This window comes from Paracoccus broussonetiae, assembly GCF_031854425.1.
GTDB lineage: Bacteria > Pseudomonadota > Alphaproteobacteria > Rhodobacterales > Rhodobacteraceae > Paracoccus > Paracoccus broussonetiae.
Genome location: NZ_JAVRQI010000004.1, coordinates 298032 through 311445 on the forward strand (window position 1 = coordinate 298032; position 13414 = coordinate 311445).

The following is a 13414-nucleotide window of genomic DNA, read 5'->3' on the forward strand; positions in this document are numbered from 1 at the left end:
CGTCATGCCGCCCCCGCCGAACCTCAAACTCGCGATCCTGGCCCTTGGGCTTGGTGCCTTTGCCATCGGAACGTCCGAATTCGCGGCCATGGGGCTGCTGCCCTGGTATGTCAGCGATCTGGGCATCACCGAGCCGCAGGCCGGTCACGTCATCAGCGCCTATGCGCTGGGCGTCGTCGTTGGCGCGCCGATCACGACGCTTCTGGGCGCAAAGCTGCCGCGACGGCGGTATCTGGCGGGGCTGATCGCGGCCTATGGGTTGATGAACCTGCTGGCGGCAGTGCTGCCCGGCTATGGCACGCTGGTCTTCACCCGTTTCCTGGCGGGCCTGCCGCATGGTGGTTTTCTGGGCGTGGCCATGCTGTTCGCCGCCGACGCCCTGCCGAAAGAGCAGCGCGCCAAGGGGGTGACGCAGATCCTGCTGGGCCTGACCATCGCCAATATCGCGGGCGTGCCACTGGCGGGGGTGCTGGGGCAGGGGCTGGGCTGGCGCTGGGGCTTTGCTCTGCCGGGTGTGCTGGCGCTGATCGCGGGCTGGCTGATCCTGCGGCTTGCGCCGCGCGTGGGCGCCCCTCCGAACGCAAGACCGATGGCCGAATTACGAGCGCTGAAGAACCCCGCGGTCATCCTGACGCTGCTGGTCGGCGCGGTCGGCTGCGGTGGCGTCTTTGCGGTCTATTCCTATCTGTCGGCCGCGATGCTGGCGACCACCAACCCGCCATCCTGGGCGGTGGCGGCACTGCTGTCGGCCTTTGGCGTCGGGATGACGCTGGGCAGCATCATGTCCGCCCGCCTGACGATCCGGCTGGGGGAATTCCGCGCCTCGTTCGTGCTGATGGTCTTCATGGCGGTGACGCAGGGCTTGGCTTCGCTGGCCGTGGGCAACTGGGTGCTGATGATCGGCTCGTCCTTCATCATCGGGGTCGGCGCCTCGATGGCGGTGCCGTTGCAGACACGGCTGATGGAGGTCGCGGGCGAAGCGCAATCCATGGCCGCCGCGATGAACCATGCCGCCTTTAACGCCGCCAACGCGCTGGGCCCTTGGCTGGCGGGCATGGCGCTGGGGGCGGGCTGGGGCTGGCGTTCCTCGGGTCTGGTCGGGATCGCGCTGTCTATCGCGGGGCTTCTTGTGCTGGCGCTCGCGGCCTGGCAGGCACGCGTGTCAGGGCAGTCGCGCCAGAATTACACGGCGCGAGCCTGAGGCGAATTCCCGGCGGACGGTGACGGCCAGCACGGCAGTCGTCGCCATGAACAGCCATAGCGGACCCGCCAGCCATCCCAGCGCTCCAAGCGCGAAATAGACGCAGCGCAGCCCGGAATTGTAGCTTTTCGCGGCGGTGATGTTGATCTCGGCCGCTTGCAGGGCGCGGGGCACGGCATGGGGATCGTCGATCTCGTTCGGGACCGCGGCCATCATGATCGCGCAATAGCCGAACAGGCGATGCGACCAGATGAAGCGCAGCATCGCATTGGCGACGAAGAACAGCGCGACCACGATCTTGATTTCCCACATCAGCGCCGGGACATGGTCCATGTCGAACTGCCGGGCGACCCCGGCCAGCTGGTCGGTATTGCCGATCAGCGCCAGCCCGCCCCCGATCGCGATCATGCAGGCCGAGGTCAGGAACGACGTGCCTTCGCGCAGCGAGAACAGGATATTGCCGTCGAAAATGCGGGGCGAGCGCGTCACGAACTGCCGCATCCATTCCCGCCGATATTCCTTCATCAGCACCGAGACCGAAGGATGGCGGCGCGGCGGATGCTCGGTCAGCCAGCCGATCGCAAGCCAACTGCCGAAGAGCCAGATCACCGCGGCGGCATCGGCCGTGGTGAAACTTTGGGGAAGGGTGACGATGCTGCTTTCCATGCCGCAAGACTAACGGCGGTGCAGGGCGGTTGCCAGAGACTTGCGGCGCGGCTATCCAAGGGGCGTCGTCTTTGCGGTGGAGGAAGCAATGGCAGCAACCCGCATCCAGCAGGGGTCGCACGTCTGATGCAGATGCCCGAGCCCGACCGCCGCGTTATCGCGCGCGCCGCAAGCATCGTCGCGCGTCTGCGCGAAGCCGTTCCCGCGGCTGTGATCGACGATCCCGCCGAAACCCGCGCCTATGAATGCGACGCGCTTTCCGCCTATCGCTGCCCGCCGCTGGCTGTGGTCTTGCCCGCAACGACCGACGAGGTCGCGGCGGTCCTGCGGATCTGCCATGATGAAGGCGTGCCGGTTGTGCCGCGCGGGGCGGGGACCAGTCTTGCAGGTGGCTCGATGCCCACCGCCGACGCGGTGATCGTGGGTCTTGCCCGCATGAATGCCGTGATCGACACCAATCTGGACGACCGTTTCATCCGGGTCCAGGCGGGGCGCACGAACCTGTCCGTTTCCGGTGCCGTGGACGGCGCTGGCTTTTTCTATGCGCCCGATCCCTCCAGCCAGCTGGCCTGCGCGATCGGCGGCAATATCGGGATGAATTCAGGCGGTGCGCATTGCCTGAAATACGGCGTCACCACCAACAATCTGCTGGGTGTGACCGTCGTCCTGATGGACGGATCGGTGGTTGCGCTTGGCGGCCCCATGGGTGAAGCGGCGGGACTGGATCTGCTGGGCGTCGTCTGCGGGTCCGAGGGTCAGCTTGGCATCGTGACCGAGGCGACCTTGCGCATCCTGCCGAAACCCGCGGGTGCGCGCCCGGTGCTGGTCGGCTTTGACGCCTCGGAAACCGCGGGTGCCTGCGTCGCCGCCATCATCCGCGCGGGCGTCCTACCCGTCGCCATCGAGTTCATGGACCGCCCCTGCATCCGCGCGACCGAGGCCTTTGCCGGCGCGGGCTACCCCGATTGCGAGGCGCTGCTGATCATCGAGGTCGAAGGCACCGCGCCCGAGATCGACGAACAGCTGCGCCTGATCCGGGGCATTGCCGAGGCCTTCGATCCGATCGAGTTCCGCGAAAGCAAGTCCGAGGACGAATCCCGCCGCATCTGGCTGGGCCGCAAATCGGCCTTTGGCGCGATGGGACAGATCAACGACTACATGTGCCTTGACGGCACCATCCCCGTCTCGACCCTGCCGCAGGTGCTGGCGGGGATCGCCCGGCTTTCGGGCGAATATGGGTTGGATGTCGCGAACGTCTTTCACGCGGGCGACGGCAACATGCATCCGCTGATCCTTTACAATGCCAACACGCCCGGAGACCTTGAACGCTGCGAGGCGCTGGGGGCCGAGATTCTGAAGCTTTGCGTCGAGGTCGGCGGCTGCCTGACCGGCGAACATGGCGTCGGTGTCGAGAAGCGCGAGCTGATGTCGACGCAATTCACCACCACCGATCTTGAGGCACAGATGCGGGTCAAGGACGTCTTCGATCCCGGCTGGCTGCTGAATTCGGCCAAGGTCTTTCCGCTGGCCGTCTCGGCCTCCCGGCGCGAAGGGATCCGCAATGCGGCCTGAGACCGAGGAAGATGTCGCCCAGCTGATCCGCACCGCGCGCGAACCCCTATCGCCCGTTGGTGGCGGCACGCGGTTGCGACCGGGCGAGGGGCAGGGAGAGCGGCTGAACGTCTCGGGGCTGGCCGGGGTGACGCTTTACGAACCCGCTGCACTGACGCTGGTGGTCCGCGCCGGCACGCAACTGGACGAGGTCCAGCGCGTTCTGGCCGCCGAAGGTCAGATGCTGGCCTTTGAACCCGATGCCCGGCCCGGCTCGACCATCGGCGGCGTGGTCGCGGCCAATGCATCGGGCCCGCGCCGGGTCCAGTCGGGGGCCTGCCGCGATGCGCTGATCGGGCTGCGCTATGTCGATGGTCAGGGCGAGATCGTCAGGAATGGCGGACGGGTGATGAAGAACGTCACCGGTTATGATCTGGTGAAGCTGCTGGCCGGGTCGCGCGGACGGCTGGGTGTGCTGACCGAACTGTCCTTCAAGACAGCGCCGATCCCGCCCTGTGCCGCGACGCTGGCCCTGCCCGGGCTTGACGCGACGCAGGCGGTCGCGGCACTCACCTCGGCCCTGACCGGTCCCTATGACGTCTCGGGCGCGGCATGGCTGCCGGGGCAGGGCGCGCTGATCCGCATCGAAGGGCTGGAGGGATCGGTCGGGATCCGCCGCCGCGCCCTGAGCGATCGGCTTGCCCCCTTCGGCGAGGTGACCGATGGCGACGGCGCGTGCTGGTCCGACATGATCCCGCGCGTGGCCGAGGGCGACCTGTGGCGCATCGTCTGCCATCCGTCCGAGGTGGCGCGGCTGCTTGCCGCCCTGCCGCAGCCCTTGGCCCTTGACTGGGGCGGCGGGCTGATCTGGGTCGCACTGCCCTCGGGCGAGGTGCCGCGCCTGCCGCAATGGTCGGGCCATGCCGCCCGCGTCACCGGCGAAAGCCCCCTGACCCTGCCTGCGCCCCACCCGGTGGTCGCAAGGCTGAATGCCAGCCTCCGCGAGCGGTTCGATCCTCGCGGCATCTTTGCCAGCGAAAGTTCATGCAAACCAATTTTACAGAAGAACAGCTGAAGGATCCGCTGGTCGCGCGGTCCAACAAGATCCTGCGCGCCTGCGTCCATTGCGGATTCTGCACCGCGACCTGCCCCACATATCAGGTGCTGGGCGATGAATTGGACAGCCCGCGAGGGCGAATCTACCTGATCAAGGACATGCTGGAAAGCGGGCGGGACGCGGACGAAAAGACCGTCAAGCACCTGGACCGCTGCCTCAGCTGCCTCAGCTGCATGACGACCTGCCCCTCGGGGGTGGATTACATGCACCTGATTGACCATGCGCGCATCCATGTCGAAAAGACCTATCGCCGGCCCTGGCGCGACCGGGCGCTGCGCTGGATGCTGGCCAAGGTGCTGCCGCATCAGGGTCGGTTCAGGCTGGCGCTGATGGGAGCAAGGCTGGCACGTCCCTTTGCCGGGCTGATGCCCGACCGAAGGCTGCGGGCGATGCTGGACATGGCGCCGAAATCGCTGCCGCGCGCCAGCGCCAATGACCGCGGTCAGGTCTTCGCGCCGATCGGGGAAAAGCGCGCGCGGGTGGCGCTGATGCCGGGCTGCGCCCAGCGGGCGCTGAACACCGACATCAACGACGCGACGATCCGGCTGCTGCGCCGTGCCGGATGCGAGGTGGTGATCCCCGAAAGTTTCGGCTGCTGCGGCGCGCTGACCCATCACATGGGCCGCGAAGAGGACGCGCTGCACTCTGCCCGGGCCACGGTCCGCGGCTTTCTGGCGGCGGATGCCGCCGGCACACTGGATGCGATCATCATCAACACCTCGGGCTGCGGGACCACGGTCAAAGATTACGGCAAGATCTTCGCGGGCGACACGATGCAGGCCCAGGCCGAACGCGTGGCCAGGCTGGCGCGCGACGTGACCGAATTTCTCGACACGCACGGGCTGCCCGAGACGACGGGGCAGGCGCTGCGCGTTGCCTATCATTCGGCCTGTTCGCTGCAGCACGGCCAGCAGATCAAAAGCGCGCCGAAATCGCTGCTGACGCGCGCCGGTTTCACCGTTGTCGAGCCGGAAAACCCGCATCTTTGCTGCGGTTCGGCCGGAACCTATAATCTGCTGCAACCAGAACTGTCGGGTGAGTTGAAGCGCCGCAAGGTCGCGACGCTCGAGGCGACGGCACCCCAGGTGATCGCCGCCGGCAATATCGGCTGCATGATGCAGATCGGATCCGGAACCGGCCTGCCGGTGGTCCATACGGTCGAGCTGCTGGACTGGGCAACCGGGGGGCCAGCACCCGGCGCCCTTTCGCGCTGACCTTCGGTTTCACCGTTTTCCAAATACCCCGGCGACGCCGAAGCTGGCCACAGGTCGGGCCGTGGGGCGGGCCGGGCTTGAAAAGATCATTGCCCATTCCCAACTGAAGCGATGTCGGAGGGCCAGAAGGCGCCGACGGACCTGTCCGCCCGCAAGGGGGGCAAGCCTTTGTATCGCTTTGAAAAGGATGCGAATATGCGCAATTTCGACTTGACCCCGCTTTATCGTGCCTCGGTGGGCTTCGACCGCATGGCCGATGTGATGGACCGAGCGCTCTCGGCCGATATCGCGAGCTATCCCCCCTATAACATCGAGAAGACTGGCGAGAATGCCTATCGCATCGCGATCGCGGTTGCCGGCTTCGGCGCCGAGGACCTGAATGTCGAGGTCAAGGATGGCGCCGTCATCGTTGCGGGGCGCAAATCCGCCGAGGATGAGGGCCGGACCTTCCTGCATCGCGGCATCGCGACCCGTGCCTTCGAACGCCGCTTCACCCTGGCCGACCATGTCCGCGTCGTGGGCGCGAGCCATCAGGACGGGATGCTGAACATCGACCTGGCCCGCGAGATCCCCGAGGCGCTGAAACCGCGCCGGATCGAGATCGCCAAGGGCGCGCAGACCGTCGAGAAACTGGACGCCTGACGACAGGAAGCGGGGGCGCTGCCCCCGCACCCCCGGGGTATTTCCGAAACGATGAAACGGGCGCGGCCGAAAGGTTGCGCCTTTTTTGCTGTCAGAGCCTGCGCCGCGCGCGAAGCGCCGCGGTGATGGTTCCGTCATCGAGATAGTCGAGTTCGCCCCCGACAGGGACGCCCTGCGCAAGGCCGGTCACGGCGACCCCGGTGGGCTCAAGCGCCTCGGCGATGTAATGGGCCGTGGTCTGCCCCTCGACCGTTGCGGCAAGGGCCAGGATCACCTCGGTCACGTTTTCATCCGCGATCCGGGCGACGAGTTCAGGGATGCGCAGATCCTCAGGCCCGATTTCGTCTAGCGCCGAAAGGGTGCCGCCGAGGACGTGATAGCGTCCGCGAAAGGCGCGCCCGCGTTCCAGTGCCCAAAGGTCCGCGACCTCGGTCACGACGCAGATCTCGCCCGTGGCGCGTCCGGGATCCTGGCAGATGGGGCAAAGGTCGGACTGGGTGATGTTGCCGCATGTCCGGCATTCCCGCGCGGTTTCGGCGACACTCGACATCAGCGCGGCAAGCTGCGCCATCTGGCCCGCGCGCTTGCGGATCAGGTGCAGCACGATGCGGCGGGCCGAGCGGGGTCCAAGCCCCGGCAACCGCGCCATCGTCGTGATCAATGTCTCGATGTCGTCGCCAGCAGCGGGGCCGGGGCCCATGTCAGAAGGGCATCTTCAGGTCTGCGGGCAGGCCCATCTCGCGCGTCAGGCGGGCCATTTCCTCGGCCGCCTTGTCGGTGGCGCGGCGCTGCGCGTCCTTGATCGCGGCCAGGATCAGATCCTCGACCACTTCCTTGTCTTCCGAGCGGAAGATCGAAGGATCGATGTCCAGCGCGGTCAGTTCGCCCTTGGCGGTGGCGGTTGCCTTGACGAGGCCGCCCCCCGCTTCGCCGGTGACGGACAGGCGCGTCAGCCCGTCCTGCATCTCGGCCATCTTCGTCTGCATCTGCTGGGCAGCTTCCATCATCTTCGACAGATCGCCCATGTCGCCAAGGCCTTTGAACATCGCTTATTCCTCGTCCTCGAAAGGGTCCCATTCCTCGACCTCGGCCACGGGGCCTTCGGTCAGCTCATGCGGGGATGTATCTTCATCAGCGGGCTTTTCAACCGTTGGCGGGACGGGAACCGGGCGGATCGCGGTGATTTTTGCGCCGGGGAAGGTCGCGAAGATCGCCTGCACGGTCGGGTTCTCCATCGCCCTTGCCCGTGCCGCCACCTCGCGCGCGGCGCGCTGTTCGCTGATCGTGGGCTGGCCACCATCCGAGACGACCGTGACCGCCCAGCGTTGCCCGCCGGTCCAGCCGCGCAGGCGTTCGGCCAGACGCTGGGCAAAGTCGCGAGGGGCGTTGCCCGTGGGTTCGAATTCGATCCGGCCGGGGGTATACCGCACGAGCCGCAGGTGATCCTCGACATCGAGAAGCAACTTCATGTCGCGCATCCGGCGAATCAGTTCGATCACCGCTTCGAAATCGGGGAACGCGGCCAGCGCGTCGGGCGAAACGGCCATTGCTGCCGCGGCACCGTCGGCACGGATGGCGACGGGGGCGCGCGGCGCACTGGCGCGCGGTGCTTCGGCCCGGCTGGGGGCGGGGGCCGAGGCGCGGCTGAACTCTCCCGCAGCGGCCGAGGCCTGGACCTTGCGGATCAGTGCCTCGGGGTCGGGAAGGTCGGCGACATGGGTCAGGCGGATGATCGCCATTTCGGCGGCCATCATCGCGTTCGGAGCGGCACCGACCTCTTCCAGCGCCTTCAGCAGCATCTGCCACAGCCGGGTCAGTGCCCGCATCGGGATTCGGGTCGCGATATCCTGGCCCCGCGCGCGTTCGTCCGGGCCGACGGTCGGGTCATCAATCGCCTCGGGCGTGATCTTCACGATCGAGATCCAGTGCGTGATCTCGGCCAGGTCGCGCAATACCGCCATCGGGTCGGCGCCATCGGCGTATTGCGCCTGCAGTTCGGCCAGAGCCTCGGCCGCCGCGCCGCGCAGGATCATGTCGAAAAGGTCGAGCACCCGGCCGCGATCAGCCAGCCCCAGCATCGCGCGGACCTGCGGAGCAGTGGTCTCTCCGGCGCCGTGGCTGATCGCCTGGTCGAGGATCGAGGTCGCGTCGCGGGCCGAGCCCTCGGCCGCGCGGGTGATCAGCGCCAACGCGTCATCGGTGATCTCGGCCCCCTCGCGCGTTGAGATCTTGCGCAGAAGCGCGATCATCACCTCGGGTTCGATACGGCGCAGGTCGAAGCGCTGGCAGCGCGACAGGACCGTCACGGGAACCTTGCGGATCTCGGTCGTGGCGAAGATGAACTTCACATGCGGCGGCGGTTCCTCAAGCGTCTTCAGCAGCGCGTTGAAGGCGCTGGTCGACAGCATGTGGACTTCGTCGATGATGTAGATCTTGTAGCGGGCGGAAGCGGCCCGGTAATGCACGCTTTCGATGATCTCGCGGATGTCGTTCACGCCCGTGCGCGAGGCCGCGTCCATTTCCATCACGTCGACATGGCGACCTTCGGAGATGGCGACGCAATGCTCGCAGACCCCGCAGGGTTCGGTCGTGGGGCCGCCGGCACCGTCGGGGCCGGTGCAGTTCAGGCCCTTGGCGATGATCCGGGCGGTGGTCGTCTTGCCGGTGCCGCGGATGCCGGTCATGATGAAGGCCTGCGCGATGCGGTCGGCGGCGAAGGCGTTCTTCAGCGTCCGCACCATCGCATCCTGGCCAACCAGATCGGCGAAAGTCTCGGGGCGGTATTTCCGCGCCAGCACTTGATAGGTCTTGTCGCTCTCGCTCATCTCTCGGCCTTCTGGGTCAGCGGGCAGATTAGCGGCGAGGGCGGGGGGCGACAACCGTTTCCGGTGCGCCCCCGCAGCTTCAGGCCGGCTGCCAGTCGAAGGCCAGTTCCTCGCGGAAGGCGAAGCGGATGATATGGCTGTCGACGACATCCTGAAGATGGGTCAGCGCCTCGGCGGGCGCGGAAAGCGAGATCTCAAGCGCAGTGGGGGTCGCGGTCATCGTGACCTCGCGATCCTCGGTCATCAGGATGCGGCCCTGTTGCGGATCGAAGCTGACCTCGAACTTGTGCGCCCAATGCTTGCAAAGCTGCTGCAGATAGCGGCTGGCATGGTCGGTGGCGACATGGCAGCGGGAACGGGACATCGTCTGGGACATGGGTTTCCTTGTCGTGCTGATGGTCCGGCTGGCTGCGGCTGGCGGACGGAAAGGACGGGGTCACGAAAGGGTGAAGCCCACGCGGCCCGGTCATGCCCCATATAACGATGATGCACCGACGTTCAATCCTGCTGACCGCCGCCGCCCTGCCGCTGCTTGCCTCGCCCCGACTGGCTCGGGGCGCGACTGAAGCGGCTCTTGCCGATGCGGCGATGCTGCCGCAACTGCGCGCCGTCGCCTTGTGGCGCGACGGGGCCGAGATCGCGGCGCAGGGTTATGGCGGCTTTACCCCGGACCGGCCCACCAACATCAAGTCGGCGTCGAAATCCGTCATCTCGGCCCTTGCCGGGATCGCCATTCGGAAGGGCCTGTTTTCGGGCGCGGACCAACCCGTGTCCCAGGTGCTGCGGGACGATCTGCCACCTGACCCGGACCCAAGGATGGGGGACCTGACGCTGGGCAACCTGCTGTCCATGCAGGCGGGGCTACAGCGCCAGTCCGGGCCAAATTACGGGCGCTGGGTCAGCAGCCGGAACTGGGTCCGCGCCGCGCTGGCGGTGCCATTTGAAACCGAACCCGGCGGCAGGATGCTGTACTCTACGGCGTCAAGCCATCTTGTCTCGGCCATGCTGACGCGGGCATCGGGCCGCTCGACCCTGGCATTGGCGCGGGACTGGCTGGCGATTCCGGGTTTTGCCATCACCGGATGGGAGCGTGACCCTCAGGGCATCTATCTGGGCGGGAACCAGATGGCGATGTCGACCCGCAGCCTGCTGGCCTTTGGTGCGGCCTATGCCGCGGGCGGGCAGGGGGTGATCCCGCAGGACTGGATCGCGGAAAGCTGGCTGCCCCGCACGCGCTCGATCTTCAATGGCGAGGAATATGGCTATGGCTGGTTCATCAGCCGGATCGGCGGGCGGGATGTCCGGTATGGCTGGGGTTATGGCGGGCAGATGATCTATGTCTTTCCGGCAGCGGGGCGCAGCCCGGCGGTTGCGATCGCGATGACTTCGGATCCCGACCAGCCCTCGGCCCGGACCGGATACCGGCAGGAACTGCACGCGCTGGCGGGTCAACTTGTCGAACAGCTCTAGCGCCCGTTGACCAAGGCCGCGGGGCATCATATCTCGCGGGTCATGGCACGCGCACCCCTTTTGCAACTTACCGACATTTCCCTGACCTTCGGCGGCAATCCCGTTTTCGACGGTCTGAACCTGACCGTGCAGGCAGGCGACCGGCTGGCGCTGGTCGGCCGCAACGGCTCGGGGAAGTCCACGCTGATGAAGGTCATGGCCGGGTTGGTCGAGCCCGATGCCGGGCAGGTCATCACCCCAGCCGGCGTCAAGGTCGGCTATATGGAGCAAGAGCCCGACCTGTCGGGATTTGCCACGCTGGGCGACTTCGCCCGCGCCGGCCTGCATGACGGCGAAGGCTATCGCGTCGAGATGGCGGCCGAGGGATTGAAATTCGACCCCGACCGCATCGTCGCCACCGCCTCGGGCGGTGAGCGTCGGCGCGCCGCTTTGGCCCGGCTGCTGGCGGAGGCGCCCGAGCTGATGCTGCTGGACGAGCCGACGAACCACCTGGACATCGAGGCGATCGGCTGGCTCGAGGAGCAGCTTTCGACGACCAAGACCGCCTTCGTCCTGATCAGCCACGACCGCGCCTTCCTGCGCGCCCTGACGCGCGCGACCCTGTGGATCGACCGCAGTGAGGTCCGCCGTCAGGAACGCGGCTTCGAACATTTCGAGGATTGGCGCGAAACCGTCTGGGCGGCCGAGGATGACGCCCGCCACAAGCTGGACCGCAAGATCAAGGCCGAGGCCCGTTGGGCGGTCGAGGGGATCAGCGCCCGGCGCAAGCGCAACCAGGGCCGCGTCCGCGCGCTGGCGGCACTGCGCGATGAACGCGCGGGCCAGATCCGCCGTCAGGGCACGGCCCTGATGGAACTGGAATCGGGCCAGCAATCCGGCAAGCGCGTGATCGACGCCAAGGGCATTTCCAAGGCGTTCGGGGGCCGCACGATCCTGAAGCCTTTCGACCTGCGCGTGCTGCGCGGCGACCGCGTGGCCTTTGTCGGCCCGAACGGCGTCGGTAAGACCACGCTGATCAAGATGCTGACCGGAGAGATCCCGACCGATACCGGCGAGGTCAAGCACGGCACCAATCTGGACGTCGCGATCTTTGATCAGGCACGCAGCGCCATCGACGAGACGGTCAGCCTGTGGGACGCGCTGACGGGTGATCCGTCGATGCGGGTCTCTGGCCGTTCGGATCAGGTCATGGTGCGCGGCAATCCCAAGCACGTCATCGCCTATCTCAAGGACTTCCTGTTCGACGAGGCGCAGGCCCGCGCGCCGGTCGGCAGCCTGTCGGGCGGCGAGAAGGCACGCTTGCTTTTGGCGCGGATCATGGCGCGGCCCTCGAACCTGCTGGTGCTGGACGAACCGACCAACGATCTGGACGTCGAAACGCTGGACCTGCTGCAGGACATTCTGGGCGAATATGACGGCACCGTGCTGCTGGTCAGCCATGACCGCGACTTCATCGACCGCGTGGCCACGACCACCGTGGCGATGGAGGGTGACGGCCGCGCCGTGATCTATCCCGGCGGCTGGTCGGACTACCGCGCGCAGCGCCCCGAGGATGAAATCGCGACCGAGGGGGCGAAGCCCGCCGCCGCGCCACCGGCACCGGGAAAGCCCGAGCCGAAGGCCCAGGTCGCGAAATCTGGCCTGAGCTTTACCGAGAAAAAGCGGCTGGAGGCCCTTCCGGGCGTGATGGAGCGCCTGGAGGCCGAGATCGGCAAGCTGCACGATTTCCTCGCCCAGCCCGACCTGTTCACCTCGGCCCCCGCCAAATTCGCCAAGGCGAGCGAGGGCCTGTCGGAACGCCAGGCGGCGCTTGCCGCCGCCGAGGAGGAATGGCTGGAACTGGCGGAAAAGGACGGCTGAGGCACTACTTCACCGCCGAGTTTCCACCATCTGCGAAAAGCGCCGTGCCGGTCACGAAGCTTGCCATCGGGCTGGCGAGAAACAGCGCGACATTGGCGATCTCGACCGGTTCGGCGATCCGTTTCATGGCGTGCAGCCCGGCGGCCCATTCCTTTTGCTCGCGGTTGCCGGCAGCGGGGGTATCGACCCCGCCCGGCAGGATCGCATTGGCGCGGATGCCTTGCAGCGCGTAATCGGCGGTGATCCCCTTGACGAGGCCCATCAACCCGGCCTTTGAAGCGCCATAAGCCGTCATGCCGGGCATCCCCACGCTGGTCCCCACAAAGGTCGAGGTAAAGAGGATCGCACCGCCCCCACCGGCGATCATTGCCGGGATCTGGGCGCGCGCGCCCAGATAGGCGCCGGTCAGGTTCGTCCCAAGGACGTGGTTCCAGTCCTCGGGCGCGATCTCGGCGATCGGACCCATGGGCCCGACGATGCCAGCGTTGTTCACCGCAATGTCGAGCCGTCCGTAGCGTTCGATGGCCAGCCCGACCAGTTCCGAATGGGTGGCCGGGTCCGCGACATCCCCCGCGAATTGGCAGGCGCGCCCGCCCATGTCCGCGATTTCCTCGGCGATTTCGCCAAGCGCGGATGCGCCCCGTGCGTTCAGCACGACGGCCGCACCTTCGGCTGCAAAAAGCAGCGCCGTGGCCCGGCCGATTCCCGATGACGCGCCGGTGACGATTGCCACCTTGTCCTTGAGCAGATCCATGTTCGACATCTCCTGTTGCTGTCATGGATCAGACTAGGGGGCGTCCATATGCCATACGTCCCGTATGCTGCCTTCAAAGCCCGGGCATGAAAAAGGCCGCCCCTTTCGGGACGG

General features: G+C 66.9%; 13 protein-coding genes. 7 read left to right on the forward strand and 6 right to left on the reverse strand.

The genetic code is table 11. The annotated features are described in order from the left end of the window. Positions 1 to 4 precede the first annotated feature (4 nt). Positions 5 to 1201, forward strand: coding sequence for an MFS transporter (locus tag RM190_RS07265; protein ID WP_311758743.1), 1197 nt, complete (start codon positions 5 to 7; stop codon positions 1199 to 1201). On the opposite strand, the gene RM190_RS07270 is transcribed toward RM190_RS07265, so the two are convergent. Further along, positions 1163 to 1867: a DUF599 domain-containing protein gene (locus RM190_RS07270; protein ID WP_311758744.1), complete on the reverse strand. Its 705-nt coding sequence runs from the start codon at positions 1865 to 1867 to the stop codon at positions 1163 to 1165. The two genes, RM190_RS07265 and RM190_RS07270, sit on opposite strands and share 39 nt — an antisense overlap. Positions 1868 to 1993: 126 nt before the next feature. On the opposite strand from RM190_RS07270, the gene RM190_RS07275 reads away from it, so the two are divergent. From RM190_RS07275 to RM190_RS07290, 4 genes are all read left to right on the forward strand, one after another. Then, positions 1994 to 3439: an FAD-linked oxidase C-terminal domain-containing protein gene (locus RM190_RS07275; protein WP_311758745.1), complete on the forward strand. Its 1446-nt coding sequence runs from the start codon at positions 1994 to 1996 to the stop codon at positions 3437 to 3439. Then, entirely contained in the window at positions 3429 to 4493 is a 1065-nt protein-coding gene (locus RM190_RS07280) for an FAD-binding protein (protein WP_311758746.1), read from the forward strand. Before RM190_RS07275 ends, RM190_RS07280 begins: the two co-directional genes overlap by 11 nt. Then, complete coding sequence (glcF, locus tag RM190_RS07285) at positions 4463 to 5749, forward strand: glycolate oxidase subunit GlcF (RefSeq protein WP_311758747.1); 1287 nt, start codon at positions 4463 to 4465, stop codon at positions 5747 to 5749. The genes RM190_RS07280 and glcF overlap by 31 nt, the downstream gene beginning before the upstream one ends. Before the next feature lie 195 nt (positions 5750 to 5944). Next, positions 5945 to 6391, forward strand: a complete 447-nt coding sequence (locus RM190_RS07290) for an Hsp20 family protein (protein WP_311758748.1) — start codon at positions 5945 to 5947, stop codon at positions 6389 to 6391. Positions 6392 to 6482: 91 nt separating this feature from the next. On the opposite strand, the gene recR is transcribed toward RM190_RS07290, so the two are convergent. From recR to RM190_RS07310, 4 genes are all read right to left on the reverse strand, one after another. After that, the gene (gene recR, locus RM190_RS07295; protein WP_311758749.1) at positions 6483 to 7091 is read right to left on the reverse strand and encodes a recombination mediator RecR; all 609 of its coding nucleotides are present in this window, start codon (positions 7089 to 7091) and stop codon (positions 6483 to 6485) included. Position 7092: 1 nt separating this feature from the next. Continuing rightward, positions 7093 to 7437, reverse strand: a complete 345-nt coding sequence (locus RM190_RS07300; RefSeq protein WP_311758750.1) for a YbaB/EbfC family nucleoid-associated protein — start codon at positions 7435 to 7437, stop codon at positions 7093 to 7095. A gap of 3 nt (positions 7438 to 7440) precedes the next feature. Beyond that, the gene (locus tag RM190_RS07305) at positions 7441 to 9216 is read right to left on the reverse strand and encodes a DNA polymerase III subunit gamma/tau (RefSeq protein WP_311758751.1); all 1776 of its coding nucleotides are present in this window, start codon (positions 9214 to 9216) and stop codon (positions 7441 to 7443) included. A 79-nt stretch (positions 9217 to 9295) separates the two neighbouring features. After that, positions 9296 to 9580: a DUF2218 domain-containing protein gene (locus RM190_RS07310; protein WP_311758752.1), complete on the reverse strand. Its 285-nt coding sequence runs from the start codon at positions 9578 to 9580 to the stop codon at positions 9296 to 9298. Positions 9581 to 9702: 122 nt separating this feature from the next. Here RM190_RS07310 and RM190_RS07315 point away from each other — a divergent pair, with 122 nt between their 5' ends. Further along, complete coding sequence (locus RM190_RS07315) at positions 9703 to 10686, forward strand: serine hydrolase domain-containing protein (protein WP_311758753.1); 984 nt, start codon at positions 9703 to 9705, stop codon at positions 10684 to 10686. Positions 10687 to 10728: 42 nt separating this feature from the next. Beyond that, entirely contained in the window at positions 10729 to 12546 is a 1818-nt protein-coding gene (locus RM190_RS07320; RefSeq protein ID WP_311758754.1) for an ABC-F family ATP-binding cassette domain-containing protein, read from the forward strand. Positions 12547 to 12550: 4 nt separating this feature from the next. Here the strand turns inward: RM190_RS07320 and RM190_RS07325 are convergent, their stop codons facing one another. Further along, positions 12551 to 13309 carry an SDR family oxidoreductase gene (locus tag RM190_RS07325; protein WP_390908090.1) on the reverse strand — a complete coding sequence of 253 codons (759 nt, stop codon included), beginning with the start codon at positions 13307 to 13309 and terminating at the stop codon, positions 12551 to 12553. Between the last annotated feature and the right edge of the window lie 105 nt (positions 13310 to 13414).

What these genes read in the sequence shown, in the direction of transcription:
- RM190_RS07265 (WP_311758743.1), top strand. Translation starts at nt 5, where the DNA reads ATGCCGCCCCCGCCGAACCTCAAACTCGCGATCCTGGCCCTTGGGCTT.
- RM190_RS07270 (WP_311758744.1), bottom strand. Translation starts at nt 1,867, where the DNA reads ATGGAAAGCAGCATCGTCACCCTTCCCCAAAGTTTCACCACGGCCGAT.
- RM190_RS07275 (WP_311758745.1), top strand. Translation starts at nt 1,994, where the DNA reads ATGCAGATGCCCGAGCCCGACCGCCGCGTTATCGCGCGCGCCGCAAGC.
- RM190_RS07280 (WP_311758746.1), top strand. Translation starts at nt 3,429, where the DNA reads ATGCGGCCTGAGACCGAGGAAGATGTCGCCCAGCTGATCCGCACCGCG.
- glcF (WP_311758747.1), top strand. Translation starts at nt 4,463, where the DNA reads ATGCAAACCAATTTTACAGAAGAACAGCTGAAGGATCCGCTGGTCGCG.
- RM190_RS07290 (WP_311758748.1), top strand. Translation starts at nt 5,945, where the DNA reads ATGCGCAATTTCGACTTGACCCCGCTTTATCGTGCCTCGGTGGGCTTC.
- recR (WP_311758749.1), bottom strand. Translation starts at nt 7,091, where the DNA reads ATGGGCCCCGGCCCCGCTGCTGGCGACGACATCGAGACATTGATCACG.
- RM190_RS07300 (WP_311758750.1), bottom strand. Translation starts at nt 7,437, where the DNA reads ATGTTCAAAGGCCTTGGCGACATGGGCGATCTGTCGAAGATGATGGAA.
- RM190_RS07305 (WP_311758751.1), bottom strand. Translation starts at nt 9,216, where the DNA reads ATGAGCGAGAGCGACAAGACCTATCAAGTGCTGGCGCGGAAATACCGC.
- RM190_RS07310 (WP_311758752.1), bottom strand. Translation starts at nt 9,580, where the DNA reads ATGTCCCGTTCCCGCTGCCATGTCGCCACCGACCATGCCAGCCGCTAT.
- RM190_RS07315 (WP_311758753.1), top strand. Translation starts at nt 9,703, where the DNA reads ATGCACCGACGTTCAATCCTGCTGACCGCCGCCGCCCTGCCGCTGCTT.
- RM190_RS07320 (WP_311758754.1), top strand. Translation starts at nt 10,729, where the DNA reads ATGGCACGCGCACCCCTTTTGCAACTTACCGACATTTCCCTGACCTTC.
- RM190_RS07325 (WP_390908090.1), bottom strand. Translation starts at nt 13,309, where the DNA reads ATGTCGAACATGGATCTGCTCAAGGACAAGGTGGCAATCGTCACCGGC.